The 25,523-nt window shown below is 66.3% G+C and carries 21 protein-coding genes, 1 pseudogene and 1 riboswitch; of the genes and pseudogenes, 14 read left to right on the forward strand and 8 right to left on the reverse strand.

The window, feature by feature from the left end; all coding sequences use genetic code 11:
* Positions 1-114 precede the first annotated feature (114 nt).
* The 5 genes from AC1DDG_RS04010 to glyA form a co-directional block, all read right to left on the reverse strand.
* Complete coding sequence (locus AC1DDG_RS04010; RefSeq protein ID WP_230117111.1) at positions 115-429, reverse strand: SHOCT domain-containing protein; 315 nt, start codon at positions 427-429, stop codon at positions 115-117.
* 189 nt (positions 430-618) lie between these two features.
* The gene (locus AC1DDG_RS04015) at positions 619-1,284 is read right to left on the reverse strand and encodes a response regulator (protein WP_476874990.1); all 666 of its coding nucleotides are present in this window, start codon (positions 1,282-1,284) and stop codon (positions 619-621) included.
* Positions 1,281-2,498, reverse strand: a complete 1,218-nt coding sequence (locus AC1DDG_RS04020) for a sensor histidine kinase (protein WP_476874991.1) — start codon at positions 2,496-2,498, stop codon at positions 1,281-1,283. Before AC1DDG_RS04020 ends, AC1DDG_RS04015 begins: the two co-directional genes overlap by 4 nt.
* A gap of 106 nt (positions 2,499-2,604) precedes the next feature.
* Complete coding sequence (locus tag AC1DDG_RS04025; protein WP_476874992.1) at positions 2,605-3,516, reverse strand: bifunctional methylenetetrahydrofolate dehydrogenase/methenyltetrahydrofolate cyclohydrolase; 912 nt, start codon at positions 3,514-3,516, stop codon at positions 2,605-2,607.
* A gap of 8 nt (positions 3,517-3,524) precedes the next feature.
* Positions 3,525-4,832, reverse strand: a complete 1,308-nt coding sequence (gene glyA / locus AC1DDG_RS04030) for a serine hydroxymethyltransferase (protein ID WP_230117107.1) — start codon at positions 4,830-4,832, stop codon at positions 3,525-3,527.
* Between the two features lie 173 nt (positions 4,833-5,005).
* Positions 5,006-5,091, reverse strand: a riboswitch (ZMP/ZTP riboswitch).
* 42 nt (positions 5,092-5,133) lie between these two features.
* On the opposite strand from glyA, the gene purU reads away from it, so the two are divergent.
* From purU to AC1DDG_RS04045, 3 genes are all read left to right on the forward strand, one after another.
* Positions 5,134-5,994 (forward strand): formyltetrahydrofolate deformylase, encoded by an 861-nt coding sequence (gene purU, locus AC1DDG_RS04035; RefSeq protein WP_476874993.1) that lies wholly within the window; start codon positions 5,134-5,136, stop codon positions 5,992-5,994.
* Between the two features lie 74 nt (positions 5,995-6,068).
* On the forward strand, positions 6,069-6,428 hold the full coding sequence (locus AC1DDG_RS04040; RefSeq protein WP_230117105.1) for a class I SAM-dependent methyltransferase: 360 nt from the start codon (positions 6,069-6,071) through the stop codon (positions 6,426-6,428).
* Positions 6,429-6,531: 103 nt separating this feature from the next.
* Complete coding sequence (locus AC1DDG_RS04045) at positions 6,532-7,053, forward strand: gamma carbonic anhydrase family protein (RefSeq protein ID WP_476874994.1); 522 nt, start codon at positions 6,532-6,534, stop codon at positions 7,051-7,053.
* 53 nt (positions 7,054-7,106) lie between these two features.
* Here AC1DDG_RS04045 and AC1DDG_RS04050 read toward each other — a convergent pair whose 3' ends face one another.
* Together AC1DDG_RS04050 and AC1DDG_RS04055 are read right to left on the reverse strand one after the other, a co-directional pair.
* Positions 7,107-8,855 (reverse strand): flavin monoamine oxidase family protein, encoded by a 1,749-nt coding sequence (locus AC1DDG_RS04050; RefSeq protein ID WP_476874995.1) that lies wholly within the window; start codon positions 8,853-8,855, stop codon positions 7,107-7,109.
* Positions 8,852-10,393, reverse strand: coding sequence for an amino acid permease (locus tag AC1DDG_RS04055; protein ID WP_476874996.1), 1,542 nt, complete (start codon positions 10,391-10,393; stop codon positions 8,852-8,854). The genes AC1DDG_RS04050 and AC1DDG_RS04055 overlap by 4 nt, the downstream gene beginning before the upstream one ends.
* A gap of 101 nt (positions 10,394-10,494) precedes the next feature.
* On the opposite strand from AC1DDG_RS04055, the gene alr reads away from it, so the two are divergent.
* Positions 10,495-11,745 carry an alanine racemase gene (gene alr / locus AC1DDG_RS04060; protein ID WP_476874997.1) on the forward strand — a complete coding sequence of 417 codons (1,251 nt, stop codon included), beginning with the start codon at positions 10,495-10,497 and terminating at the stop codon, positions 11,743-11,745.
* Positions 11,735-13,438, forward strand: coding sequence for a PucR family transcriptional regulator (locus tag AC1DDG_RS04065; RefSeq protein ID WP_476874998.1), 1,704 nt, complete (start codon positions 11,735-11,737; stop codon positions 13,436-13,438). Before alr ends, AC1DDG_RS04065 begins: the two co-directional genes overlap by 11 nt.
* Here the strand turns inward: AC1DDG_RS04065 and AC1DDG_RS04070 are convergent, their stop codons facing one another.
* On the reverse strand, positions 13,439-14,260 hold the full coding sequence (locus AC1DDG_RS04070; RefSeq protein ID WP_476875027.1) for a nitrilase-related carbon-nitrogen hydrolase: 822 nt from the start codon (positions 14,258-14,260) through the stop codon (positions 13,439-13,441).
* A 209-nt stretch (positions 14,261-14,469) separates the two neighbouring features.
* On the opposite strand from AC1DDG_RS04070, the gene AC1DDG_RS04075 reads away from it, so the two are divergent.
* The 9 genes and pseudogenes from AC1DDG_RS04075 to AC1DDG_RS04115 form a co-directional block, all read left to right on the forward strand.
* Positions 14,470-15,660 carry an ROK family transcriptional regulator gene (locus tag AC1DDG_RS04075; protein WP_230117098.1) on the forward strand — a complete coding sequence of 397 codons (1,191 nt, stop codon included), beginning with the start codon at positions 14,470-14,472 and terminating at the stop codon, positions 15,658-15,660.
* A gap of 130 nt (positions 15,661-15,790) precedes the next feature.
* Positions 15,791-17,347 (forward strand): multiple monosaccharide ABC transporter ATP-binding protein, encoded by a 1,557-nt coding sequence (gene mmsA / locus AC1DDG_RS04080; RefSeq protein ID WP_476874999.1) that lies wholly within the window; start codon positions 15,791-15,793, stop codon positions 17,345-17,347.
* 44 nt (positions 17,348-17,391) lie between these two features.
* Positions 17,392-18,669, forward strand: a complete 1,278-nt coding sequence (gene mmsB, locus AC1DDG_RS04085) for a multiple monosaccharide ABC transporter permease (RefSeq protein ID WP_230117096.1) — start codon at positions 17,392-17,394, stop codon at positions 18,667-18,669.
* 52 nt (positions 18,670-18,721) lie between these two features.
* The gene (locus AC1DDG_RS04090) at positions 18,722-19,822 is read left to right on the forward strand and encodes a substrate-binding domain-containing protein (protein WP_476875000.1); all 1,101 of its coding nucleotides are present in this window, start codon (positions 18,722-18,724) and stop codon (positions 19,820-19,822) included.
* Positions 19,823-20,243: 421 nt separating this feature from the next.
* Entirely contained in the window at positions 20,244-21,671 is a 1,428-nt protein-coding gene (locus tag AC1DDG_RS04095) for an ABC transporter permease (protein ID WP_476875001.1), read from the forward strand.
* 2 nt (positions 21,672-21,673) lie between these two features.
* Positions 21,674-22,381, forward strand: coding sequence for an ABC transporter ATP-binding protein (locus tag AC1DDG_RS04100; protein ID WP_476875002.1), 708 nt, complete (start codon positions 21,674-21,676; stop codon positions 22,379-22,381).
* Between the two features lie 275 nt (positions 22,382-22,656).
* On the forward strand, positions 22,657-23,727 hold the full coding sequence (locus AC1DDG_RS04105; protein ID WP_476875003.1) for a Gfo/Idh/MocA family protein: 1,071 nt from the start codon (positions 22,657-22,659) through the stop codon (positions 23,725-23,727).
* A 133-nt stretch (positions 23,728-23,860) separates the two neighbouring features.
* Positions 23,861-24,943 carry a hypothetical protein gene (locus AC1DDG_RS04110; protein ID WP_476875004.1) on the forward strand — a complete coding sequence of 361 codons (1,083 nt, stop codon included), beginning with the start codon at positions 23,861-23,863 and terminating at the stop codon, positions 24,941-24,943.
* Positions 24,944-25,032: 89 nt separating this feature from the next.
* Positions 25,033-25,523: pseudogene (locus AC1DDG_RS04115) on the forward strand (hypothetical protein); the annotation flags it as partial.

Here is a 25,523-nt window from a genome sequence, read left to right on the forward strand (position 1 = left end):
CGCTAGTACTCGGGCCCTGCCAAAGGAATAGCCCGGTCTCAAAAGATCGGCACCGCCGCGGCCGACCCCGCCTCTTGACGGTCCCGGCCCCAGCAGGCGCCGATCTTCGTGGGCCTATTTTCCGCCGGTCGTGGCGTCGCCGCGGAGGACCCGCAGCCGCTGGCGGTACTCCGATTCATCGATTTCGCCGCGTGCATAGCGCTCCCGCAAAACGCTTTCACCGCCGCGGGCCGTTGCCCACTCGTGGTTCCGGCGCCAGGTGCGCCTGGCCACGAAAATGAACAGCCCGATGACCAGGATCCAGAACAGCGGGAACAGCAGGAACCACGGTGAGAAGCCGCCGCCATTCCAAGGGCCCCCGTATACAACAGTGTCCGCCGGCAGCTGCGAGGCCGCCGCAGCCAGGGTGGTGGCAAGTGAAGTAAGCATTTCAGTCGTCCAAACTCTCGGTGGAGGGCCGTCTTTCGGCTCTGTTCCGAGTCTTGCCGTTCGACGGCGGCGGGGCGTCCGCCGTCGGGAGTCACCTTGGGATGCCCGCCTACTCCGGCAGGAGGCCTGCACCTACGCCTTTGGCCTACACCTTTAAGCTGCGCAGCGCCGCTAGTCTGCCCAGCGCCGTCAGCCGGCCCAGCCCGGGCGCACCAGCCCCGATTCGTAGGCGAGCACCACCAGCTGCGCACGGTCCCGGATCAGCAGCTTGGTCATGATCCGGGAGACGTGCGTCTTGGCCGTGAGCGGCGTGATGAACAGCCGTTCAGCGATCTCTGCGTTGTTCAGGCCTTCACCCACCAACCGCAGGACCTCGCGTTCGCGCTCCGTAATCTGGTCCAGCGAGGCCGGGGGCCGGGACGCCCGCGACTGCACGGCCAGCAGGGCCATGATGCGGCGGGTCACTGAGGGCGACAGGAGGGCGTCGCCGTCGTGGACCACGCGCACCGCGCGGAGCAGCTCCTCCGGTTCCGTGTCCTTGACCAGGAATCCGGCCGCCCCGGCCCGCAACGCCTCCGCGATGTATTCGTCCAGTTCAAAGGTGGTCAGGATGATGATCCGCGTGCCTGCCAGGTCCTCGGCGGCCATGATCTGCCGTGTGGCCTCAAGCCCGTCGCCGCCGGGCATGCGGATGTCCATGAGCACCACGTCCGGATGCTCGCGGGCCGCCAGGCGCACGGCGTCGCGGCCGGTCCCGCACTCGGCCACCACGGCCATGTCCGGTTCGGCGTTCAGCAGTGCGCGGAAGCCAGCCCGGATGAGGTTCTGGTCGTCGGCCAGCAGGATGCGGATCATGGCCTGCCGTCCATCTCCTGCAGCGGCGGGGCGGGGACCGGCAGAATGGCCCGGACCCGCCAGCCCGGCTCGAGTGCAGCGAGCTCAAGCGTGCCACCCAGGGCGGCCGCCCGCTCCCGCATTCCGGTCACGCCGTTCCCTTCGGGAACTCCGGCGGCGCCAGCGCCGTCGTCGTCGATTGTCACGGTGAGCCGGCCGCCGCCGGACTCTGCCGGTGATTCCGGACCTTCCAGGGCGAGGACGACGCCGGCCTTCCGCGCTCCGGCGTGCCGCACCACATTCGTCAGGGACTCCTGGACGATCCGGTATGCCACCTCCTGCACCGCCTCCGGAAGGCGGCTCGAAACGTCCGGGTCCGGCTGGGTCAGCACCACCTCCAGACCGGCGTTGCGGGCGCCTTCCGCGAGCCAGGCGACGCGCTGCAGCTGTGGCGGCGGCACCGGGCTGAGCGGGGCAGGGTCCAACCGGGCAGGGCCCAACCGGGCAGGGCCCAGCGGGGCGTCGTCGCGGAGGACTCCCAGAAGCTGGCGGATCTCCGCCAGCGATTCCTTGCTCGCTGTCTTGATCGCCTCCAGTGCCGGGCGGAACTGGCCCGGATCCTTCTCCCCCAGGTGCAGCGCCACTGAGGCGCGGACGTTGATCAGCGAGAGTGAGTGCGCCACGACGTCGTGGATGTCCCGGGCGAGCGCAAGCCGGTACTCGTCGCGCGCGGCCTGCTCCCGGGCTTCACGTTGGCGGCGGCGTTCGGCAACCCGCTCGCCGCGCAGCCTGGCACCTTCCCCGAACAGGACGAGGATGCCCAGCCACGATGTTCCAGCGAAGGCCCGGATCAGGGATGCGTCATCGCCGGCCAGCAGTGACACAGCCACCAGCACGGCAGCGCACGCGCCTGCCACCGCCCAGGTCTGCCAGCGTTTGCCGGCCGCCGCGGAGAACACGATGGCGAGGGCCAGCGACAGGAACACCGGGCCCCACGCATAGCCGAGCGCCAAATAGGCCGTGACGGCCGCTGCCGCAACCGGCAGCATGACCAGCGGAGCGCGCCGCCGCAACGATAACGAGGCCGGCCCCAGCAGCAGCAGGACGAAGGCGAGTACATCCAGGGGCCGGTGGTCCGGCTGCCGGGCGGAGGCGAAGAAGGTGCCGACAATCTGGAAAACCGCCACAGCGGTCACGATGACGGCGGTGGGCGGTCCCCGGAAACGGCGCTGCATAGTCCGAGCCTAGCCGCGGGCGCGCTGGTCGTCGTCTGCTTAACGGCGTAGGGCGCCTACTCCGGCAGGAGTAGGCGCCCTACGGTCCGGGCAGTGGAGAGCGAAATCAGCCGACGCCGGAGGCGCCTCCCGCTGCCAGTTGGCGTTCCGCGGCTTCGACCACGTTGGTCATGAGCAGCGCCACGGTCATGGGACCGACGCCGCCGGGGTTCGGCGAAATCCACCCGGCTACCTCGGCAGCGGCAGGATCGATGTCGCCATGGACCTTGCTCTTGCCCGTCTCGGGATCGGTTTCACGGGTGACACCGACGTCGAGCACGGCCGCGCCCGGCTTAATGTCCGCAGCCTTGACGATGTGCTTGGCACCCGCCGCCCCCACAATGACGTCCGCCTGCCGCAGCAGCTCCGAGAGGTTCTTGGTGCCGGTGTGCGTCAGCGTCACGGTGGCGTTCACGGCCCGCCGGGTGAGCAGCAGACCGATCGAGCGGCCGATCGTGACGCCGCGGCCGACCACCACGACGTGCTTGCCCGCGAGGCTGTAGCCGTTGCGCTCCAGCAGCTCGATGACGCCGCGGGGTGTGCACGGCAGCGGCGAGGTGATCTCGCCGTTGACGTTGAGCACCAGCCGGCCAAGGTTGGTCGGGTGCAGGCCGTCGGCATCCTTGGCGGGGTCAATCCGCTCAAGAATCGCGTCGGTATCCAGGTGCTTGGGCAGCGGCAGCTGCACAATGTAGCCGTGGCACGCAGGATCCGCATTGAGTTCGTCAATGAGGGCCTCAACCTGGGCCTGGGTGGCATCCGCCGGAAGCTCACGCTGGATCGAGTTCATCCCGATCTCCACAGACTGCTTGTGCTTCATGGACACGTACAGCTGCGAGGCAGGGTCCGCGCCCACGAGTACGGTGGCAATGCCCGGAGTGACGCCGCGGGCTTTCAGGACCGCCACGCGCTCAGCCAGCTCGGATTTAATGGCGGCAGCGGCTGCCCTACCGTCAAGGACCTTCGCGGTCTGCGCCATAGAGGGGTTCACCACTGCTCGTGCTGCGGGTACAGCGGGAAGTCGGCGGCCAGCTTGTCCACGCGGGCCTGCAGTGCCTCCACATCGGTGCCGGACCCTGCCTTCAGTGCGGAGGCGATGATCTCTGCAACCTCGGTGAACTCCTGGGCGCCGAAACCGCGGGTTGCCAGCGCAGGGGTGCCGATGCGCAGGCCGGAGGTGACCATCGGAGGGCGGGGGTCGAACGGCACGGCGTTGCGGTTGACGGTGATGCCCACGGAGTGCAGGAGGTCTTCGGCCTGCTGGCCGTCCAGCTGCGAGTTGCGCAGGTCAACCAGGACCAGGTGCACGTCGGTGCCGCCGGTGAGGACCGAGACGCCGGCTTCGGCGACATCGGACTGGTTGAGGCGGTCCGCGATGATCTTGGCGCCCTCGAGGACGCGTTCCTGGCGCTCCTTGAACTCTGCGGTGCCAGCGATCTTGAAGGCCACAGCCTTGGCGGCGATGACGTGCATGAGCGGGCCGCCCTGCTGGCCCGGGAAGACGTTGGAGTTGAGCTTCTTGGCCCACGCCTGCTTTGCCAGGATCACACCGGAGCGGGGACCCGCCAGGGTCTTGTGCACGGTGGAGGTGACGACGTCGGAGTGCGGCACCGGGCTCGGGTGCAGTCCAGCTGCCACGAGGCCCGCGAAGTGCGCCATGTCGGTCCAGAGGAGGGCGCCCACTTCATCGGCGATGGAGCGGAAGGCTGCGAAGTCGAGGTGGCGCGGGTAGGCGGACCAGCCGGCGATGATGACCTGCGGCTTCTCGGCGATGGCCTGCTCGCGCAGCTTGTCCATGTCGACCCGGAAGTTGTCCTGCTCAACCTGGTAGGCCGCCACGTTGTACAGCTTGCCGGAGAAGTTGAGCTTCATGCCGTGGGTGAGGTGGCCGCCGTGCGCCAGGGAGAGGCCCAGGATCTTGTCGCCCGGAGTGATCATGGCGGAGAGGGCGGCGGCGTTGGCCTGAGCGCCGGAGTGCGGCTGGACGTTGGCGTATTCGGCCCCGAACAGTTCCTTGACGCGGTCGATTGCCAGCTGCTCGGCGATGTCGACGTACTCGCAGCCGCCGTAATAGCGGCGGCCCGGGTAGCCCTCGGCGTACTTGTTGGTCAGGACGGAGCCCTGGGCTTCCATCACTGCGCGCGGTGCAAAGTTTTCGGAGGCGATCATTTCCAGGGTGCCGCGCTGGCGGCCGAGTTCCTGGTCCAGTACTGCGGCGATCTCGGGATCGAGTTCAGCCAGCGGCTGGTTGCTGACGGTGAAGGAAGTGCTGACGGAAGTCGGTGAAGTAGTCACGAAGAACTCCTGGCTAGGGATGGGCACTGCTAAGGTCAGGCTACCGGCTGGGACGTTGCTCCGCCCCTTGATGACAAGTCACAGGACTGTCCCGGACGCATGTCCGTTCAGGGCACCGCAGCGAACCGGGTGACCGCTCTTCGAGAAGCGCAGCACCCTGCCGGCAAAACATGACCCTCGGCCCAGGCGTACGATCCGTGGTCTTCGTGATTGCCGCTCCCTGGTGGTTAGCCACCCAACGCCAGTTGCGACCCCACCAGACTACCAAAAGGCAGGCCTCCGCGCGGGTAGGCTGTTCTTCGTGATTGAAGACCAGCTCGCCAAAGCGTACGTAGTAACCCTTTCCTGCCCCGACCGCCCCGGGATCGTCCACGCCGTCGCCGGCGCCCTGCTCGTGGCAGGCTGCAACATTACGGACTCCCAGCAGTACGGCAGCCAGTCCACCGGCACCTTCTTCATGCGCGTTGAAGCAACGACCGCCGCCTCCCGGGCCGACGTCCACGCGGCACTCGAGCCCGTGGCCGGGGCGTTCGGCATGCAGTGGAGCCTCCACCCGGTGGGCCAGAAGGTCCGCACGTTGCTCATGGCGAGCAAGTCCGCCCACTGCCTCAACGACCTCCTGTTCCTGCAGCGCTCCGGCACGCTGCCGATCGAGGTTCCGGCCATCGTCTCCAACCACAACGATCTGGCCGGGCTTGCGGAGTTCTACGGGATCCCGTTTCACCACATTCCGGTCACACCCGACACCAAAGCGCAGGCCGAGGACAAGCTTCGTGCCATCATGGCGGAGAACGATGTCGAACTGACGGTGCTGGCGCGCTACATGCAGATCATCTCCGACGAACTGTGCACCGAGCTGACCGGCAGGGCCATCAACATCCACCATTCCTTCCTGCCGTCCTTCAAGGGCGCCAAGCCGTACCACCAGGCCCACGCCCGCGGCGTGAAGCTGATCGGCGCCACCGCCCACTACGTCACCGCCGCGCTGGACGAGGGCCCCATCATCGAGCAGGAGGTGATCCGGGTGGACCACGCGCGCACTCCGGAGCAGTTCGTGCAGATGGGCCGCGACGTTGAAGGCCGGACCCTCGCCCAGGCCGTGCAGTGGCACGCCGAGCACCGGGTGCTCCTCGACGGCAACCGGACAGTGGTTTTCAACTGACCCATCCCTTAGCTGACCTGGTCACCGCGGGCCTGTTCCCAGCAGGCGGGTTTTAACTCAGACTGGTTAACGCCATGACCCTGCTGACCGAAACTTCGCTGGAAACCTTCATCGCGCTGCTCAAAGCCCAGGGGCGCCACGCAGTGCTGGACGTCTGCTGTGGCCCCGGCGAGGACGGCCTCAGGTTCGTTCGGGCCGGCATCCACTACACCGGGGTGGACCCGTTCGACGGGAACGTCCGGTACGCCCTCTCCCGCCGCCTCAGCGTTTCCGTCGCGGAACCCGCCCGCCTGCCTTTCGCGGACCACAGCTTCCCAGCGGTGTGGGCAGTGCAGGCTCTGGCGGGGCTCACCGCTGAGGAGGCGGACGACGTCGTGCGTGAACTCGAGCGCGTGGCGGCGCCAGGCGCGCCGATCGCCGTCGTCCTCCCCTAACCGGGGCATCGCCCAGGCAATCAGCAGCATGAGCCGTGCCGGGAGCCGGGCACGACGCGAGCTGCTACACAGCTGGGCAGGACAGGTGTCTTAGGCTGGGGGCATGGCTCCCATATATTCCTTCGCCGGCGACACCCCGGACATCCACCCCTCGGTATTCGTGGCGCCGACAGCGTCGATCATCGGCCGGGCCACGCTCGCGGAGGACGCCAGCGCCTTCTACGGCGTTTCCGTGCGGGCGGACACCGCGACGATCAGCGTCGGCGTCGGCAGCAACCTGCAGGACAACGTAGTGCTGCACGCCGACCCCGGCTTCCCCTGCAGCGTCGGGGCACGTGTCAGCGTCGGGCACAGCGCCGTGGTCCACGGCTGCACCGTTGAGGATGACTGCCTCATCGGCATGAGCGCCACCATCCTCAACGGCGCAGTGATCGGCGCCGGCTCGCTCGTGGCCGCCGGCGCCGTGGTCCTCGAAGGAACCGTGGTTCCGCCGCGCTCCCTGGTGGCCGGTGTACCGGCCAAGGTGCGCCGCGAACTTTCAGATGAGGAGTTCGACGGCGTGAAGCGCAACGCCGCCCACTACCGTGAACTCGCGCAGGCCCACCGCGAACTGCACGCCGGCTAGTAGCGGCTGACCGAGCTCGTCGAGATCACGGTTTTGCCGAGGTCAACCAGCGGCTAGTCCAGGCTGATGGGTCCCAGCGCGTCGAGCAGGTCGCCGGGGCCCGGGTTCGCAGCGGACGACGAACCGCCGAGGTGGTTCACCACGCCCCACACGGCGTTCAGCCCGGTGGTCACGGCGCCCTCGGCCCAGCCGGCGGTGAACGAGATGTCGTCGCCGGCCAGGAAGAGCCCGCGCTGCGCTTCCGGCAGCTTGTCCTGCTTGAAGTGGCAGAAGAGCCGCTGCTGGTAGCGGTAGTGCCCCGGCAGGTTTGCCTTGAATGCGCCCATGAAGTTGGGGTCAGCTTCCCAGGAGACGGTGATGGGCTGGCCCACGATGTGGCTCGCGATGTCCACGCCCGGGTAGATCTGCTCCAGCGAGTGCAGCATCAGCTCGACCCTCTGGTCGGCGTCGAGCGCGAGCCACTTCAGGGCGTCGTCGTTCCAGGTGTAGGACAGTAGGATCACTGCCGGCTTGTCCGGTCCGTTGTCCAGCAGGTACGTGGCGCGGTTAAGGCGGTCCGTCAGCGTCATGGACAGGACCTCGCGGCCGGTGGCGGGGTCGATGTCCTTCCAGAAAGGCCGGTCCACCATCACGAAGGTCTTGGACGACTGCATGTAGTGGGAACGCTCAATCGCCGTCCAGAGCTCCGCCGGGAACAGCGCCTCCTCGGTGTGGATGCGGGTGGACAGCAGCCACGACTGGCATGTGGTGACCACGGCCGGGTACGCGGACTCGCGGCCCCACCGCTCGCGGATGCGCAGGTCGCCGCTGGCATCGCGGCTGATCCGGTCAACGGCTCCCCGCGGGGAACCGGAGTGTAGCGACGCCAGTGACGTCCCCTCCGGCCAATGGGCCATGCCCGACGGCGCGTGGTGCCACAGTGCCTCGGGGAGCCTTTGCGCTCCCCCGTCGATGAGACGGTGCTGGTCGTCGGCGTCCGTGTACACGACGCGCAGGATCTCCAGGATGGAGTTGGGGAAGTCCGTGTCCCAGCCGCCGGTGCCGAAGCCCACCTGGCCGAAGGCCTCGCGGTGCGCGAAGCCCGCCTCCTTGAACGAGTCGCTTCCGGCAATGAAGCCGTAGAAGGTCTGTTCGTCCAGCAGCGGCAGCAGCTCGTTCCAGAGCTCCTTGATCCGCGCTGTGTCGCGAGCCCGGATGGCGTCCTGCATCTCGCTGAACTTGGCGCCGTCGTTCACGGCCGCCTTCCAGGCCTCGGCCACTTCGCGGAAGAACGGCGGCAGGTCCGCCGCGGTGCTTGCGTAGTGCTTCTGCCCGGCGAGTTCGATCACAGTGCTGGAGGTTGCGGGGGCCAGCGGGTTGGGGAAGTCCTGGGTCTCGATGCCCAACAAGTCAACGTAGTGGTAGAACGCCTTGCCTGAGACTGGGAAACGCATGCCGCCCAGATCCGCTACCACTCCGGGAGCGGAGGGGAAGCTGGCCGTGCGCAGGCGGCCGCCGATCTGGTCGGCTTCATAGACTACCGGGCGCAGCCCGAGCTTCATGAGTTCGTAGGCGGTGACAAGTCCAGACAATCCCGCGCCCACCACAGCCACTTCTGTGCCGTATAGCTCGGCCGGCACGGAGCCCAGTCCGTCCGGGTGGGCGAGGTAGTGGTCGTAGCTGAACGGGAAGTCCGGGTTCAGCATGGTGATGGGGGCCTGGTCCAGCTTGTCGGAAGCGGCCGCTGCGGTGCCGGTCAGGGTGCCGGCGGAGGTGCCGACGCTGGACGGATCGGAGGCGGGCAGTTCGGTGGCGATGGTCATGGAAGCTCTGCCTTCATGGTTTCGGGGGTTGACGTGGTGCTCGAAAGTTCGCGGCTGGACAATTCACGGTATTCCTCGTGACTCAGGGAAGCCACCCTTGAGTTGCGGCGGCCGTAGCCGAAGTAGGCGGCCAGCCCTACCAGCATCCAGATCCCGAAGGTCACCCAGGTATCGACGCCCAGGTTGGCCATCAGGTAGGCGCACATGAGCGCACCGAGGATCGGGGTGAGCGGGAAGAAAGGGACCCGGAAGGTCCGTTTGAGCTCTGGCCGGGTGCGGCGCAGGTAGATGACGGCGACGTTTACCAGCGCGAAGGCGAAGAGGGTGCCGATGCTGGTGGCGTCGGCCAGGGCACCGAGCGGAACCAGCCCGGCAGTGAGGGCGACGAGGATGCCCACGATCAGCGTGCCGGCAACCGGAGTGCCGGTCTTCGGCGAGACCCGGCCGAAGACCTTGGGCATGAGTCCGTCGCGGGCCATGGAGAGCAGGATGCGGGTTTGTCCGTAGAGGACGGTCAGCACGATGCTGGCGATGGCCAGGACGGCACCCACGGCGAAGACGAGGGCGATCCACGGCTGACCGGTGGTCTCCTCAAGGATCTTGACGAGCGCGGCTTCGTTACCGTCGAACCAGCCCCAGGGCCGGGCGCCGATGGCGGCCACGGCAACCAGGACGTAGATGGTGGTGACGATCAGCATGGAGAGCATGATGGCCCGCGGCAGGTCGCGCTTGGGGTTGCGGGCTTCCTCGCCGGCGGTGGATGCGGCGTCGAAGCCGATGTAGGAGAAGAAAACGCTGGAGGCTGCGGCGGACACCCCGGCGGCACCCATGGGCATAAGAGGCTCGAAGTTGCCGGCGTTGAAGGCTGTGAAGGCAACCGCGCAGAAGAAGAGCAGGATGACCACCTTGATAGCCACGATGGCCGTGTTGATCCAGGCGCTTTCCTTGGCACCCCGTACAAGCAGGACCATGGCCAGGAGAACAATGATCATGGCCGGGATGTTCATGACGCCGCCGTCACCGGGCGGCTGGGAGATCGCGTCCGGCATGACCATGCCGAAGACCGCCAGGGCCTCGTTCACGTACTGGCCGGCGCCCACTGCGACGGCGGCCACCGAGACGGCGTATTCCAGCACGAGGCACCAGCCGCAGATCCACGCCATGCCCTCACCCAGGGTGGCGTAGCTGTAGGAATAGCTGGAGCCGGCCACCGGCACCAGGCCGGCCATTTCGGCGTACGACACGGCGGACAGCAGGGCGGCCACGCCGGCGATGGCGAAAGAGATCCAGATGGCCGGCCCGGCCAGCGGAACCGACTCACCCAGAATCACCAGGATGCCGGTTCCGAGGGTGGCACCCACGCTGATCATGGTCAGCTGTAGGACGCCGAAGCTGCGGACCAGGCGGGGTCCGCCGTGGCCTGTTTCGGCTTCAGTGACCATCTGTCCGATCGGCTTGCGGCGCAGCAGCTGGGCTGCCAGGCCGGGCCGGCCGGCCGGTGCCGCCGGCCGCTGTTCTGTGTAGGTGGGCACAGTCATCGTTGACGTCCGTTCGTGAGTAGTTGTCGGTTCCCCTCGCCCTAGCCTAGACGCGTGAGGCACCTCTCACTGTTGTGCAAAATGACCTATAGTGTTCTGGCATGAGACGTAATGCACAAAAGGAAAGCACGCCATCTGCCGTGTTTTCCGGCCAGGTCAGCGTTGACCTGACTGCCATTTCCGACAATGTCCGGGCACTCCGGGCGCTCACTTCTGCGCCGCATTTCATGGCGGTGGTCAAGGGCAACGCCTACGGCCACGGGCTGGTGGACGTGGCCCAGGCAGCCCTTGCCGCCGGGGCCGACTGGCTCGGGACCGCGCAGCTCACCGAAGCCCTCGCGCTGCGACGGGCCGGCGTCACCGCCCCGGTTCTGTCCTGGCTGTACCTGGCCACGGCGTCCAGCGACATCATTCGCGAGGCCCTGGAAAACGACGTCGACATGTCCCTGGGCAGCGCCGCCCAGCTGGATGTGGTGGCCGGCATCGCCCGCGCGCTCGGAAAGCCGGCGCCGGTCCATCTGGAGCTGGACAGCGGGCTGAGCCGAGGCGGCGCCCGCACCGAGGACTGGCCGGACCTTGTGGCCGCCGCACGCAGCGCTGAGCTTGAGGGAACGCTCACCGTCAGGGGAATCTGGACCCACCTGGCCTGGGCCGACGTGCCCGCGCACCCCGGCAACGCCGCCGCGGTGAACGCCTTCGAGGACGCCGTGCGGCTGGCCCGGGAAGGCGGGCTGGATCCGGAACTCAGGCACGTTTCAAGCTCCGCCAACATTCTGGACCGCCCCGAGTTTGCCTTCGACATGGTGCGGGCCGGACTGGCCGTCTACGGCCTGGCGCCCGCCGACCACCTGGATCCGGCGGATTTCGGGCTGCGTCCAGCCCTCACCGTGACGGCTCCCGTGGTGCTGGTCAAGAGGGTGCCGGCGGGCACCGGCGTGAGCTACGAACACCAGGCCATCACGCATGAGGCGCGGTTCCTGGGGCTGATTCCGCTGGGCTATGCGGACGGCATTCCCAAAGGCATTTCCGGCCGCAGCATGGTCCAGCTGGGCGGCAGGCGGGTGCCCGTGATCGGCAAGGTGTGCATGGACCAGTTCATGGTGGATCTCGGCCCGGAAACCGGCGGCGTGTCCGTCGGCGACACCGCCGTGCTGTTTGGTGATCCGGACACCGGAGCGGCGAGCGCTGACGACTGGGGCTCGGCCATCGGCAGCCACGGAGACGAAATCATCAACAGAATCGCGCCCCGCCTCCCCCGGACCTACGGCCCGCCCCTCAATGACGGCCTGCCCAGGGCGTACGAATGCCCCGACTACCAGGACCCCGAAGGCGGTGCGAACCATGTCGCCTGAGGCTGGAACCGGAACCGGAACGGACTCCGGGACCGCGACCGGGGCCGGAGCCGGGACCGGGGCCGGGGCCGGGACCGGGACCGGGACCGGGACCGGGACCGAACGGCTGAGCGTTGTCACGCTCCAGCAGTTCCTGGACAAGTTGCCGCCTGAGTTGAAGATCCTTCACGACGGCGGCAACGGCACCGGCCTGCTCCGGTGGGTCGAGCCCAGTGAGCTTGAGGATCCCACCCCGTATCTGCTCGACGGCGAGTTCCTCCTCACCGCGGGGCTGCCTTTTGTGGGCGAGGCAGGCCACGAAGCCAGGGTTGATGCCTACGTGCGGCGCCTGGTGGGAGCCCGCGTAGGTGCCCTGGGTTTCGGCCTGGAGCCCTACTTCAACGCTGCGCCGGAGGCACTGGTCGACGCCTGCGTCCGGCACAACCTGACACTGGTGGAAGTGCCCAGCACGGTGCCGTTCGCGGCCATCGGGCTGGAGTTCTCGCAGCTGCTCGAATCGGACAACGCAAAACTGTTCAGGCAACTGGCGGACACCAACCGGCAGCTGATGCGCGCGGTCCTTTCCGCCCGGCCCGAGCACGAACTCCTGGCCGCGCTGACCCAACGGGTCCCGGTGTGGGCGGTGCTGGTCGGCGCGGACGGAAGGGTCCGCGCCCGGGCGGGCGCCGGCGTCGAGCTTCCTGCACTGCAGCAGATCCTGGAACGGCTCCTGGGCGGCAGCGGGCCCCGGGTGGAGATGGATTCCTTCGACGTTCCCGGCTCCGCGCTGGTGTTCGGGCATCCGCTGCGCAGCACCCGCGACGCCAACCTTGGCGCTCTGATCCTGGGCACTGACGCCCCGCTGACGCCGTCGCAGAACAGCGTGGTGTCATCCGCCGTCGGACTCTTGGAACTGCTGGTCCGGCAGCGGACCAGCGGGTCCCTCGCCCCCAGCCAACTGGCCACCGCGCTGCTGCTGCACCCGGACAGCCTGGCAAGCGGAGGAACGAAGCATGTCAACGGCCTCAGGGACCTGCTGGGCCAAAGCACGTCCTCTACCCGATCGGCCCCGCTGCGGGTGGTGCAGGGCATCAAGGCGGAGCATGCCGCATGGCCGGCGGGCGACAGCCCGGTGCGGGAACTGCTGCAGTGGCGGCGGCTGTTCGACACGAAGCTCGTGGAGATCACGGACTACGGCTTCGCGGCCGTCACACGGCTGAAGGTCGACGACGCCCTGGTGGGCGAAGTCGAAAAACTCGGCTGGCGCCTGGTCATCGGGGACGCCACCGAACTGGCGGGGCTGGCAGGCGCGTACCAGCGCGTGACGTCACTCCGGTCCCGGGTCAGGAACACCGGAAAGAGCGCGCGGGTGGATGACGTCTCGTGGACGGTGGCCGGCCTGCTGGGCCGGGAAGCCGGCACCATGCTGGCGGGCCGCCTGCTGGAGCCTCTGCTCAGCCAGGAGCCCGAACGCCGGGACGCGCAGCTCGCGGTCCTGCGCTCGTGGCTGGGCGAAAACGGAAGCTGGGATGCCACGGCCAAGGTGCTCGGACTGCACCGCAACAGCGTCCGGCGGCAGGTCAACGCCGTGGCGGAACTGCTGGACAGCGACCTCAACCAGGCGCAGGTACGGGCCGAACTGTGGATCGCCTTGCAGTACGTGGACGAGCTGTTGCCGGCGGCCGGCGCCGCGACGGCCGGTCCCGTGGCGTAATTAACCCGGGCCGTCCACATCCAGGCCGTCTTCCCACGCGCGGTAGACGCGCGGACGGCGTTCGGCCAGGTACGGCACGGTCTCCCTTGCCTGCCGGGCCGCCTCGGCGCTGACGTCAGCGAACAGCAGTTCCGGGCCGGACCCGGCCGCGGCCAGCAGGGAACCGTCCGGAGCGGCAATCACGCTTCCGCCGAGGAATTCGCAGCCATCTTCCGTGCCCGAGTGGTTGGCGTAGGCCACCGTCAGTTGGCTTTCCAGCGCGCGGGCACGCAGGAGGATCTGGGGAACCTCGTCGAATCCGTGGGCAAGCGCGGTGGGAACGAGGAGCAGGTCGGCGCCGCGGGCGGCCGCGGCACGCGCGGTCTCGGGAAATTCCACGTCATAGCAGATCGCCAGTGACGTCTTGATCCCGTCTAGATCCACGACGGCGGGGGCTGCTTCGGCGGGGCTGAACGCCTTGCGCTCCTCGGGCCCGAACAGGTGGACTTTGGAGTAGCTGAGCAGTTCCTCACCGTGGTTGCTGACCAGGGTCGCCGAGATCTGCCATTGCTCGTCGGCCGCGATAGCAGGAAGGCTGTAGACGATGGCGATGCTGTGGCGCCGGGCGATGTCCGCCAAGGTACTGCGGATCGCGGAGAGGCCGGCAGGGTCCAGTTCCGTGCGGACCCGCAGCGGCGCGTAGCCCACCGGAAACAGTTCGGGGGTCAGCAACACGCGCGCACCTGCCGCAGCCGCGTTCTCCGCCGCCTCATCAACCGCACGGCAGTTGTGTTCCACATCCAAAACAGTGGAGTTTGCCTGCATCAGCGCCAGCAACACCATGATCACCTCAAGAGTCTTTTGCGAATGTCCGCCTGGACCGGACCGCTTTTGTCTTCAGCGTAGCCCCGGCCGTAAGTCCTTAGCCCGGGCCATTTGCACCGTCGAACTCGGCCTGCGGGACGTATTGTCCGCCTGCACTCGGGCAATGAGAACCCCTCGCTTGCGTTAACTTCTTGACTGCAAGGCTGCGATGGTGCACTCTTCTAAGCATGCCCTCAACATCGCGCTCAACGAGGAGCCGAACTAAAAACCCAGGGTCGCAGTCCGCTCTCCGGCATCTGAACCAGCAGCGGATCATCGAATGCCTGCTGAACGGACCCTCAACCCAGGCGGAACTCGCCCGGCAAACGGGCCTGTCCACCGCGACCGTGTCCAACATCGTGAAAATCATGCAGGATTCCGGCCTGGCCTCCACCGAGCCGATTACCAGTTCCGGGCGGAGGGCGCTCAACGTCCGGCTGAACAGCAACGGCGCGGTGGCTGTGGGCATCGACTTCGGCCGCCGGCACTTGCGCGTGGTGCTTGCCTCCCTTAGCTACCACATCATCGCCGAGGAATCCGTCCTGCTTCCCCTCGGGCACCACGCCGATCAGGGCATCCTGGCCGCCGTCACGCTGCTGTCCAAATTGCTCACCGACAGCGGAGTGGAGCGCAGCGCCATAGTGGGTGCCGGCGTCGGCATTCCCGGCCCCATAGACCGCCGGACGGGCACGGTGGCCCAAGGCGCCATCCTCCCCGAATGGGTGGGTATCAACATCCTGGAACACCTTGAAAACACCCTGCAGTTCCCCATATTCATCGACAATGACGCCAATCTTGGGGCATTGTCCGAGGTCACGTGGGGACCGCACAGCGGCATCAGCAACCTCATGTTTATGAAGATCGGTTCGGGCATTGGCGCCGGGCTGATTCTCAACGGCAACCCGTACTACGGCAACGTGGGCATCACGGGTGAAATCGGCCATGCCACGATCCACGAGCACGGACTGATCTGCCGGTGCGGCAACAGGGGCTGCCTCGAGACCATCGCCTCCACCACCACCATGATCGAGCTGCTGAGCCGGGGGGAGGAAAAGCCGCTGACACCCGAGGACATTGTCCGCAAAGCGCTGGCAAGGGACTCGGCCACCCTTCGCGTGGTGGACGACGCCGGCTTGGCAGTCGGGCGTGCGCTGGGCAACGTGGCCAACCTGATCAACCCGGAGGTGATAGTGGTGGGCGGCCCGCTGGCCGGGCTCGGCGAGCTGCTGCTGGACCCCGTCCGCAGGGGTCTGGTGCGGCACGCAGTCCCTGTTATCGGAGAAACCACGACCCTGACAATGTCCTCTTTGGGCGACCGCGCCGAGGCTCTGGGCGCGGCGGCCCTGGTCTTCCAACATGCCGGAATCAGGCGTTCGTAAGGTTTTCGTTACCTGCCCGTTGCGTTAAAGACTTGACGACAAGGGTTGTGATCCAGTTTACTTTTTCATCAGACGGCCCTGCGTTTTGCAGGGCGGACAACGAAGTCACGCATTGGAGGCGTAAGGGCAAATGACGTCCCTCGACACGCATAGCGATCCCGTAATCCTCGAGATGCGCTCCATCACCAAGGAATTCCCCGGCGTTAAAGCTTTGGCCGAGGTAAGCCTGTTGGTGAAGGCCGGAGAGATCCACGCGATCTGCGGTGAGAACGGCGCCGGCAAGTCCACGCTGATGAAGGTCCTCTCGGGGGTGTACCCTCACGGCACGTATACCGGCGACATCGTTTACCAGGCACAGGTCCAGCAGTTCAAGGACATCCGTGCCAGCGAGCACGCCGGAATCGTGATCATCCACCAGGAGCTCGCGCTGATCCCGGAGCTCTCCATCGCGGAGAACATCTTCCTGGGCAACGAGCCCGTCAAGCGCGGCGTTATCGACTGGGCCGAGGCCCGCACCCGGACCCGCGAGTTGCTCGCACGGGTGGGATTGCGGGAGGACCCGGATACTCCTGTCAAGGAAATCGGCGTCGGGAAACAGCAGCTTGTGGAGATCGCCAAGGCGTTGAACAAGTCCGTGAAGCTGCTCATCCTCGACGAGCCCACCGCGGCGCTGAACGAATCCGATTCCCAGCACCTGCTGGACCTGATCCTGGGCCTGAAGGGCCGCGGCATCACTTCCATCATCATTTCCCACAAGCTCAACGAGATCGAGCAGATCGCGGATTCCATCACCATCATCCGCGACGGGAAGTCCATCGAGACCCTGGACGTGAAGGCCGACGGCGTCGACGAGGACCGGATCATCAAGGGCATGGTCGGCCGCACGCTGGAGTCCCGGTTCCCGGACCACGTGCCCAAGATCGGCGAGGTCCTGTTCGAGGTCAAGAACTGGACCGTCGGGCACCCGCAGGTCCAGGACCGCATTGTCTGCAAAGGCTCTAACTTCTTCGTCCGCCGGGGCGAGATCGTCGGCTTCGCCGGCCTCATGGGAGCCGGCCGCACCGAACTGGCACGGTCGGTGTTCGGCCGTTCCTATGGCCGCTACATCACCGGCAGCATCTACAAGGACGGCAAGGAACTCCACCTCAAGAACGTCAAACAGGCCATCGACGCCGGCCTCGGCTACGTCACCGAGGACCGGAAGTCCCTGGGCCTGAACCTCCTGGATGACATCAAGACCACCACCGTCTCGGCGGCGCTGCACAAAATCAGCAAGCACTTCGTGGTGGACGTCAACAAGGAGTTCACTGTGGCCGAGCAATACCGCAAATCGCTGCGCACCAAGACGCCATCCGTGGAGGAAGGCGTGGCCAAGCTTTCCGGCGGCAACCAGCAGAAGGTGGTCCTTGCTAAGTGGATGTTTACCGATCCTGACCTGCTGATCCTGGACGAGCCCACCCGCGGCATCGACGTCGGCGCCAAGTACGAGATCTACGGCATCATCCAGCAGCTGGCCAACCAGGGCAAAGGAGTCATCGTCATCTCCTCCGAACTGCCCGAACTGCTCGGCCTCTCCGACCGCATTTACACGATCTTCGAAGGCGCCATCACCGGCGTCGTGGACAAAGACCAAGCCAGCCAGGAAAGCCTCATGAAACTCATGACTTCCGCCAGAAAAACCGCCTGACCCTCTGGAATCCTCCAGAACCTTCCAGAACAAGGACTGACACAATGAACGCGCTCAAGAAGCTCTTTGGCGGCAACACCCGCCAATTCGGCATGATCTTCGCCCTGGTTGCCCTGATCGTCTTCTTCCAATTCGCCACTGAAGGCCGCACGCTCACCCCCGGCAACGTCATCAACCTCTTCAACGGCAACTCGTACATCCTGATCCTGGCCATCGGCATGGTGCTGGTCATCATCGCCGGCCACATCGACCTGTCCGTCGGCTCTGTGGCAGCATTCGTCGGCGTCACCGTGGCCCTTGCCATCAGGGACTGGGGAATCCCCTGGTACCTGGGCATCCTGCTCGGACTCGCGCTCGGAGCCCTGATCGGCGCCTGGCAAGGGTTCTGGACGGCCTACGTGGGGATTCCCGCCTTCATCGTCACGCTGGCCGGCATGCTGCTGTTCCGCGGCTTCAACCAGTTCGTCGGCAAGTCCAACACCATCCCGGTCCCCGCCGACTTCCAGTACATCGGCTCCGGCTACCTTCCCGAGGTCGGCCCGAACACGGGTTTCAACAACCTCACCCTGCTGCTCGGCCTGCTGGGCGTCGCATTCGTGATCTTCAGTGAAATCCGCTCCCGCCGCACCGCCAAGGCACTCGGCGCCGAGGTCCCCGAGGCCTGGGTGGTCATCACCAAGCTCGTGCTGATCTGCGGTGCCATCCTGTACGCCACGTACCTGTTCGCCACGGGCCGCCCGGGCACCTCGTTCCCCATCCCCGGGCTCATCCTCGCCGTCCTGGTCCTGATCTACGGGTTCATCTCCGCCAAGACCGTCGTCGGCCGCCACGTTTACGCGGTGGGCGGCAACCGGCATGCAGCCGAGCTCTCCGGCGTCCAGTCCAAGAAGGTCAACTTCCTGGTCATGATGAACATGTCCATCCTGGCCGGCCTCGCCGGCATGATCTTCGTGGGCCGGTCCACTGCCTCTGGACCGTTCGACGGCGTCGGCTGGGAACTGGACGCCATCGCGGCCGTGTTCATCGGCGGCGCCGCCGTGACCGGCGGTGTCGGCACCGTGATCGGCTCGATCGTCGGTGGCCTTGTGATGGCAGTGCTGAACAACGGCCTGCAGCTCCTCGGCGTCGGCGCCGACCTCACCCAGATCATCAAGGGCCTGGTCCTGCTGATCGCCGTGGCGTTCGACGTCTACAACAAGAGCCAGGGAAAGAGGTCCATCATCGGCATGCTGACCCAGAGCTTCAACCGCCCCAGCGGCGGCACGTCGCTCCAGCCGGACGAGACAACTTCCACCAAAGAAACCATCTCCCGGGAAGCCTGAGCACCGCCACTCCCCGGAAGCATTTCCCACCCCTATAGAAAGTGAACCAACAATGCGAATGATTGGTAAAGCAGGAAAGGCGGCAGCGATCGCTGCCATTGCGGCACTGGCGCTGACAGCCTGCGGCCGTTCCGACTCCGGTACAACGGGCGGTGGCACAGCTGGCGGCGAGGCTTTCCCCCAGAACTCCTCGATCGGCGTCGCGCTCCCCCAGAAGACCAGTGAGAACTGGGTCCTGGCGGAAAAGCTGTTCAACGACGGACTCACCGGCGCCGGCTTCAAAGCAGACGTCCAGTTCGCCAACGGCGGCGTCTCGGAGCAGCAGAACCAGATCAGCGCCATGATCACCAAGGGCGCCAAGGTCATCATCGTCGGCGCCATCGACGGCGCCCAGCTTGGCACCCAGCTCAAGCAGGCCAAGGACGCCGGCGCGACCATCATCGCCTACGACCGTCTGCTGCTGAACACCGAAAACGTGGACTACTATGTGGCCTACGACAACTTCAAGGTTGGCGAGCTGCAGGGCCAGGCACTGCTCGAGGGCATGGCGAAGAAGAAGGCCCAGGGCCCGTACAACATCGAGCTCTTTGCCGGATCCCCCGACGACGCCAATGCGAAGGTCTTCTTCGACGGCGCCATGAAGGTGCTCCAGCCGAAGATCGACGACGGCACCCTCAAGGTGGTTTCCGGCCAGAAGTCGTTCGAACAGGCTGTCACCCAGGGCTGGAAGGCTGAAAACGCCCAGCGCCGCGCCGACACGCTGCTGACCGGCAGCTACTCCTCCGCTTCGCTGGACGGCGTCCTGTCCCCGAACGACACCCTGGCCCGTGCAGTCCTGACCTCAGTCAGGGCCGCCGGCAAGCCGCTTCCGGTTGTCACCGGCCAGGACTCCGAGGTTGAGTCCGTCAAGTCCATCATGGCCGGCGAGCAGTACTCCACCATCAACAAGGACACCCGCAAGCTCGTTGAGCACGCGATCGTCATGGTCAAGGACATCCAGGCCGGCAAGAAGCCTGAAATCAACGACGACAAGTCCTACAACAACAAGGTCAAGACCGTTCCTGCGTACCTGCTGGAGCCGGTCATCGTGACCAAGGAGAACGTCAAGACGGCCTACGTGGGCGATCCGGTACTCGGACCGATCACGAAGTAACGTCACAGGCGTCCCAGCGTTCCAGGCGCTGGCACCGACGAGCCCCGGCTCCCCCGCAAGGGAGGGCCGGGGCTCGTCGCTTTCCTCCTCAACCCTCCTGCACCTTTCGCAACAAAACTCTCAACCCTCCTGCACCTTTCGCAACAAAACTCTCAACCCTCCTGCACCTTTCGCAACAAACTCTCAACCCTCCTGCACCTTTCGCAACAAAACTCTTAACCCTCCTGCACCTTTCGCAACAAAACTCTTAACCCTCCTGCACCTTTCGCAACAAAACTCTTAACCCTCCTGCACCTCCCGGAGGGCGCTGGGAAACAGTCACAGCAAACGCATAGCTTTGGCTCCGACTCTGCACAGCCGCGGGCGCCCGTGTGGGATCCGAAGCCGGCCATTCCGCCGGCACGTGATCCCAAGGAGTACCGTGAGCGTCCTCGCCCGCAGTGTAGGCAATGCCTTCAGAAACAAGGTCAGGACGGCTGCCGTTGTGGCCGTTCTTGCCGTAGCAATCGGACTGGCCCTGGCCATGCTCGTGGCCAACCAGGCTGTGGCGGCGAAAGTCCAGGAGCTGAACGCTTCGGTGGGGACGGTGCTCACGGTCAATCCGGCCGGCGGCCAGGGTTTCGAGGGCGGCGGCGAGCCGCTGACCTCGGCACAGGCGGTGACGGCCGCCGGCGTTCCCAACGTGACCGCCGTCGTCGGAACCAAAGCGCTGCGGCTGCGCAACGCCACGGAAGCTGCCGCGCAGGCGGCGGCCGGGACCCAGGCAGGTCCGGGCGGCGGCCAGGGGGGCCCCGGCGGACAGACCACGACGCTGACCACCAGCCTCACCGCGGCGGTGGACGCCGGAACGCTCGGCACCCGGAACCAGGCCAGCTCGGGAACCACTGGCACCACCGGCGCCGCCACACAGCCGGCGCGGACTCTTCCTATCACCGCCACCGGCATCGGCGCCGAGGTGGACAGCGCCGGAAAGGCGCTTGAACTGACCGAAGGCGCCGGTCTGGGCAATTACACCGCGGCCTCCACCAAAGCGCTGCTGGGCACCACGCTCGCCGAGAAGAACAACCTCAAGGTGGGCTCCACGTTCACCATCAACAGCACGAAATTCACCGTCGCGGGATTGTTCGACGCCGGCACTGCCTTCGGCAACAACGCCCTGTACGTGACGCTGCCGGCAGCGCAGACGCTGGCGGAACTGCCCGGTGAACTCTCCACAATGATCGTCACGGTCAACAGCATGGAGAACGTGGACTCCACCAAGACGGCCCTGCAGGCCGCTCTCGGGTCGGACAAGGCGGACGTCACGCAGGGCCAGCGCAACCTGGAAACCGCCGTCAGCTCGCTGGACAGCGTCAAGAACATCTCCCTGGTGGCCTTCCTGGCCGCGCTCGGAACCGCCGGCCTGATCATTCTGCTGATCATGGTGATGCTGGTCCGGGAGCGCCGCCGCGAGATCGGCGTCCTCAAGGCCATCGGCGCACGCAACCGCACCATCGGCCTCCAGTTCGTGCTCGAGGCGCTGGTGCTGGTGGCCCTGGGAAGCGTGGTGGGTGCCGCCATCGCCTCCTTCGCCAGCGGCGGCATCGCCAGTGCGCTGGTCAGCTCCGGCACGAGCACGACGGCGGCTGCCGGCCGCGGTGCCGGCTTCCCCGGCGGCGGGGCTGGACTTCCCGGCGGAGGTCCGTTCGGCGGTGCGTCCCAGCTGCTGACCTCTGTCACCGCGAGTGCATCCCCCGGCGTGATCGCCGCCGGCATCGCCGCGGTCTTCGGCGTCGCCATCATCGGTGCGCTGGTCCCTGCCCTGCTCACGGCCCGCATCCGTCCCATCGAAGTCCTCCGAGGAGAATAGCCATGATTGAAGTCAAGAACCTCGTCCGCACCTTCAAGACCGGCGACCGGACCATCAAGCCGGTCAATGATGTCAGTTTCGAGCTGGAACAGGGCACACTGGCGTCCATTGTCGGGAAGAGCGGCAGCGGCAAGAGCACCCTGTTGTCCCTCCTCGGTGCGCTGGACAAGCCCACCAGCGGGGACGTCGTCGTCAACGGCGTGAGCCTGGCGAGCATGCCCGACGGCAAGCTGACGGAGTACCGGCGCCGGGACATCGGCTTTGTGTTCCAGCAGTTCAACCTGATCCCCAACCTGTCCGCGCTGGACAATGTGATGCTTCCAATGGAATTCGCCGGCGTGCGGAAGTCAGCGCGGGTACAGCGGGCGCGCGAGCTGCTCGAGCAGGTACAGCTCGACCCGGAGAAGCACGCGCGCCGGATCAACCGGCTCTCGGGCGGCGAGCAGCAGCGCGTTGCCATCGCCCGGGCGCTGGCAAACGAGCCCAAACTGATCCTGGCCGACGAGCCAACGGGCAACCTGGACGAGCAGACGGGCGAGCACATCATCGAACTCCTCAGTTCGCTCAGCCGGGACCACAACACCACCATCCTCGTGGTGACGCACGACCGCCAGCTCGCCAACAAGACCGACCGGCGCTTCCGGCTGCAGCAGGGCAAACTGACGGAGGAACCCGCCCGCAGCCGGGTGGGCGCGGCGGCAGCGGGGTAACGTCCCGCAGGGGTGCGCGCACAGCGGGGAGCTGATGGAGGGCTGGTTTCAACCCTCTCTCAGCTCCCGCAGCGTTCAGCCCAACGCTCTCTCACTTCCTGTCGGTAATTCCCCAACGCTCTCTCACTTCCCGCGGCGTTCGACCCAACGCTCTCTCACTTCCTGCGGCGTTCAGCCCAACGCTCTCTCACTTCCTGAAGCGTTCAACCCAACGCTCTCTCACTTCCTGCAGCGTTCAACCCAACGCTCTCTCACCCGGATGAGAGGATGGCGTCATGACGTCACCCATCGCCAAGCCGTGGCTCTTCAGCCAGTCCAACCAGGATCCCCTCGCCGCCACCGGCGCTCCGATTCGGTGGGGTGTCATCGCCACCGGGCGGATCGCCTCGCTGGTCTCCCGGGATCTGGCCCTGCTCGAAGATGCTGAGCTATACGCGGTCAGTTCACGCCGACAGGAGGCGGCGGACACGTTCGCCGCCGAATTCGGCTTCTCAAGGGCGTACGGTGACGACGGCGGGACGCCTGGGTATGAGCGCCTTCTCGCCGACGACTCGGTCGACGTCGTGTACGTGGCCACGCCTCACGCCCAGCACCACCAGATGGTGCTGGCCGCCCTGAATGCCGGCAAACATGTGCTGTGCGAAAAAGCCTTCACGATCAACGCCCGCGAGGCCGCCGAGCTGATCGCCGTGGCCCGCGAAAAGCAGCTGTTCCTGATGGAAGCGGTGTGGAGCCGCTTCCTTCCCAGCATGCAGCGGGCATTCGAAATCGCCGCCTCCGGCGAACTAGGAACGGTGCAATGGGTCACCGCGGATCTGGGCTTCCCCGCACCCTATTCGCCCACAGCACGGCTGTGGGCGGTCAAGGACGGCGGCGGTGCGCTCCTCGACCTGACGGTGTACCCGCTGCTGTGGGCGCTGGGCACCTTAGGATTCCCGCAGGCGGTCAGCGCCACGGGCTTCCTTAATGATGACGGCGTCGACGCCCAGAATGCGCTGACTCTGGGTTACCACCACGGAGCACAGGCGCAGCTGACCTCGTCGCTGCTGGCCCACGGCCCGCGGGCCGCCACAGTTGCCGGAAGCCTGGGCTATCTTCAGGCACTCGGCTCGATCAACAACCCCAAGCAACTAGTCATCGGCATCGGGCGCGAACCGCTTCGCACGGAACATTTCCACGTTGCGGGCCAGGGCTACACCTATGAGCTTCGCGAGGTGACCCGGTGCATCCAGCAACGCCTGACGGAAAGCCCTGTCATGCCGCTCGAGGATTCCCTGAACACCATGCGGCTTTTCGACGGTGTCCGGGCACAGCTTGGGGTCAGCTATCCGAACGACGCCCACTGACAGGCTGGTCCTGTGCAGGCACCGCTTCGCAGAAATCCAAATAATATTGTCTGCCGGGTCTGGACTCTCACTTTGAAGCGGGCTTAGGCTGTAGAAGATCGTCGATTATTCGGTGACTTTGGGGGTGTTGCGCATGGCTGGTGCTGGATTGCCATGGTCCGCGCTCCGCCCCCTGCGCCCGGTGCTTATCGCCGGAGCTGTCGCCGTGGCCTGGCTCTCCTTTTCAGCCCCGGGTGCAGACGCATCCAACTCGTCCACCTCCGAGTCTCCTCTTGGTGAAATCACCGCGACGGTTTCGTCGCTAAGCACTGGCGTCGATAACGCTGTTGACGTCATCCACCATGCACAGAACGTTGCCGATCCGGTAGGCGAGACGCTGCCGGACCCTGCTGCGGTTGTCATTCCGGAGCCTGCGCCAGCTGCTCCGCTGCCCCAACCCGATACGCAAACGCCCGCTCCCGAGACGGCGGTGCTACCGGCCGTCGTCGCACCCGTCGTGGACGAGATCGCGATCCCGTTGGAGACGGTGGTAGGCATCCTGCCTGCGGCAGAAGTACTGCCCGTCGAGGCCGTTGCCCCGGTCGCCTCACAGGTGGATTCCGCGGTTAGCGGTGTGGTGGAGACAGTTGTGCGGCCCGTGACCGCGACGGTCCCGGTGGACCAGGTGATCGGCCAAATTCCCGATCTGCATCCTGATGCCCCGGCCCTCAATGCTCCTGTGGGCACGCCGGTTGTTGAAGCCGTGAAGGACCTCGTCACCGTTCCCGAATCCTCCACCGGTCCCCCGCTCACGCCTGCTGCCACGTCTGTTGCTACGTCTGTTGCCACTGACAGGACTGACGGCGCAGGCCTTTCCGCGCAGGTCCGCCCGGGATATGCCCCCCTGGTGACCGCTGTGGTCTCCAGCGGAATTGCGCCCGGTCACCTGGGCGGTGCCGGCCATGCGGGTCACAAGAACGCTTCGGGCTCGTCGCCTGCACTTCCCTCCGGCGGAGGAACACCCGGCGGCGACGGCACGCGGTCCCCGGATGCCCTGCTGCCGTCTACGCCGTCGGGGTCGGGCAGTGGCCAGTCCTCGGGCGGCCCGTCAACCTCCGCCGCGTGGCTGACCAGTCCCTTTGAATACCTTCCGCTCACCGGCATTGTCCCGGCCAGCGGTCCACTTCAGCATGTCCCTTCGCCGGTGGCTATTGACCCCGGCTCCTCTCCTGACTAGTTGGGCCTTTCCTGCCTTTCCTTGGGCAGAAATCCGGCCAATCGGGCTGCCTTTGTGCGCCTGTCAACAACTCTTCAGGAGACATCAAAATGCACCAGAAAATTCGCAGGGGCCTACTGGGCACCCTCTTTGCCGGCGGGCTCTTAGCCCTTGGCGCCACCGCGGCTAACGCGGATACCACGGCCACAGGAACTGTTACTGTTGCGCCCGCATCCGCGTCAGCGGACCTCACTGCTTCGACGTCGTTGGGTCTGCTGGGTGGCCCAACGCCGTCGGATACTCCTCAAGTCGCTGTAGCTGCTGACATCGACCTCATCACTGGCAGCAACACGGCGCCGGCTACTGAAGCCACGGCCGTGGTGGACGCCACCGTCGACGTCAACCTCGGCAACACCACCGGCGCAGGCACCGAAACCATCCCGGCAGCCAACGCCACCGTCGACGTSAACCTCGGCAACACCACCGGCGCAGGCACCGAAACCATCCCGGCAACCAACGCCACCGTCGACGTCAACCTCGGCAACACCACCGGCGCAGGCACCGAAACCATCCCGGCAACCAACGCCACCGTCGACGTCAA

Source organism: Arthrobacter sp. 10L430 (assembly GCF_056395245.1).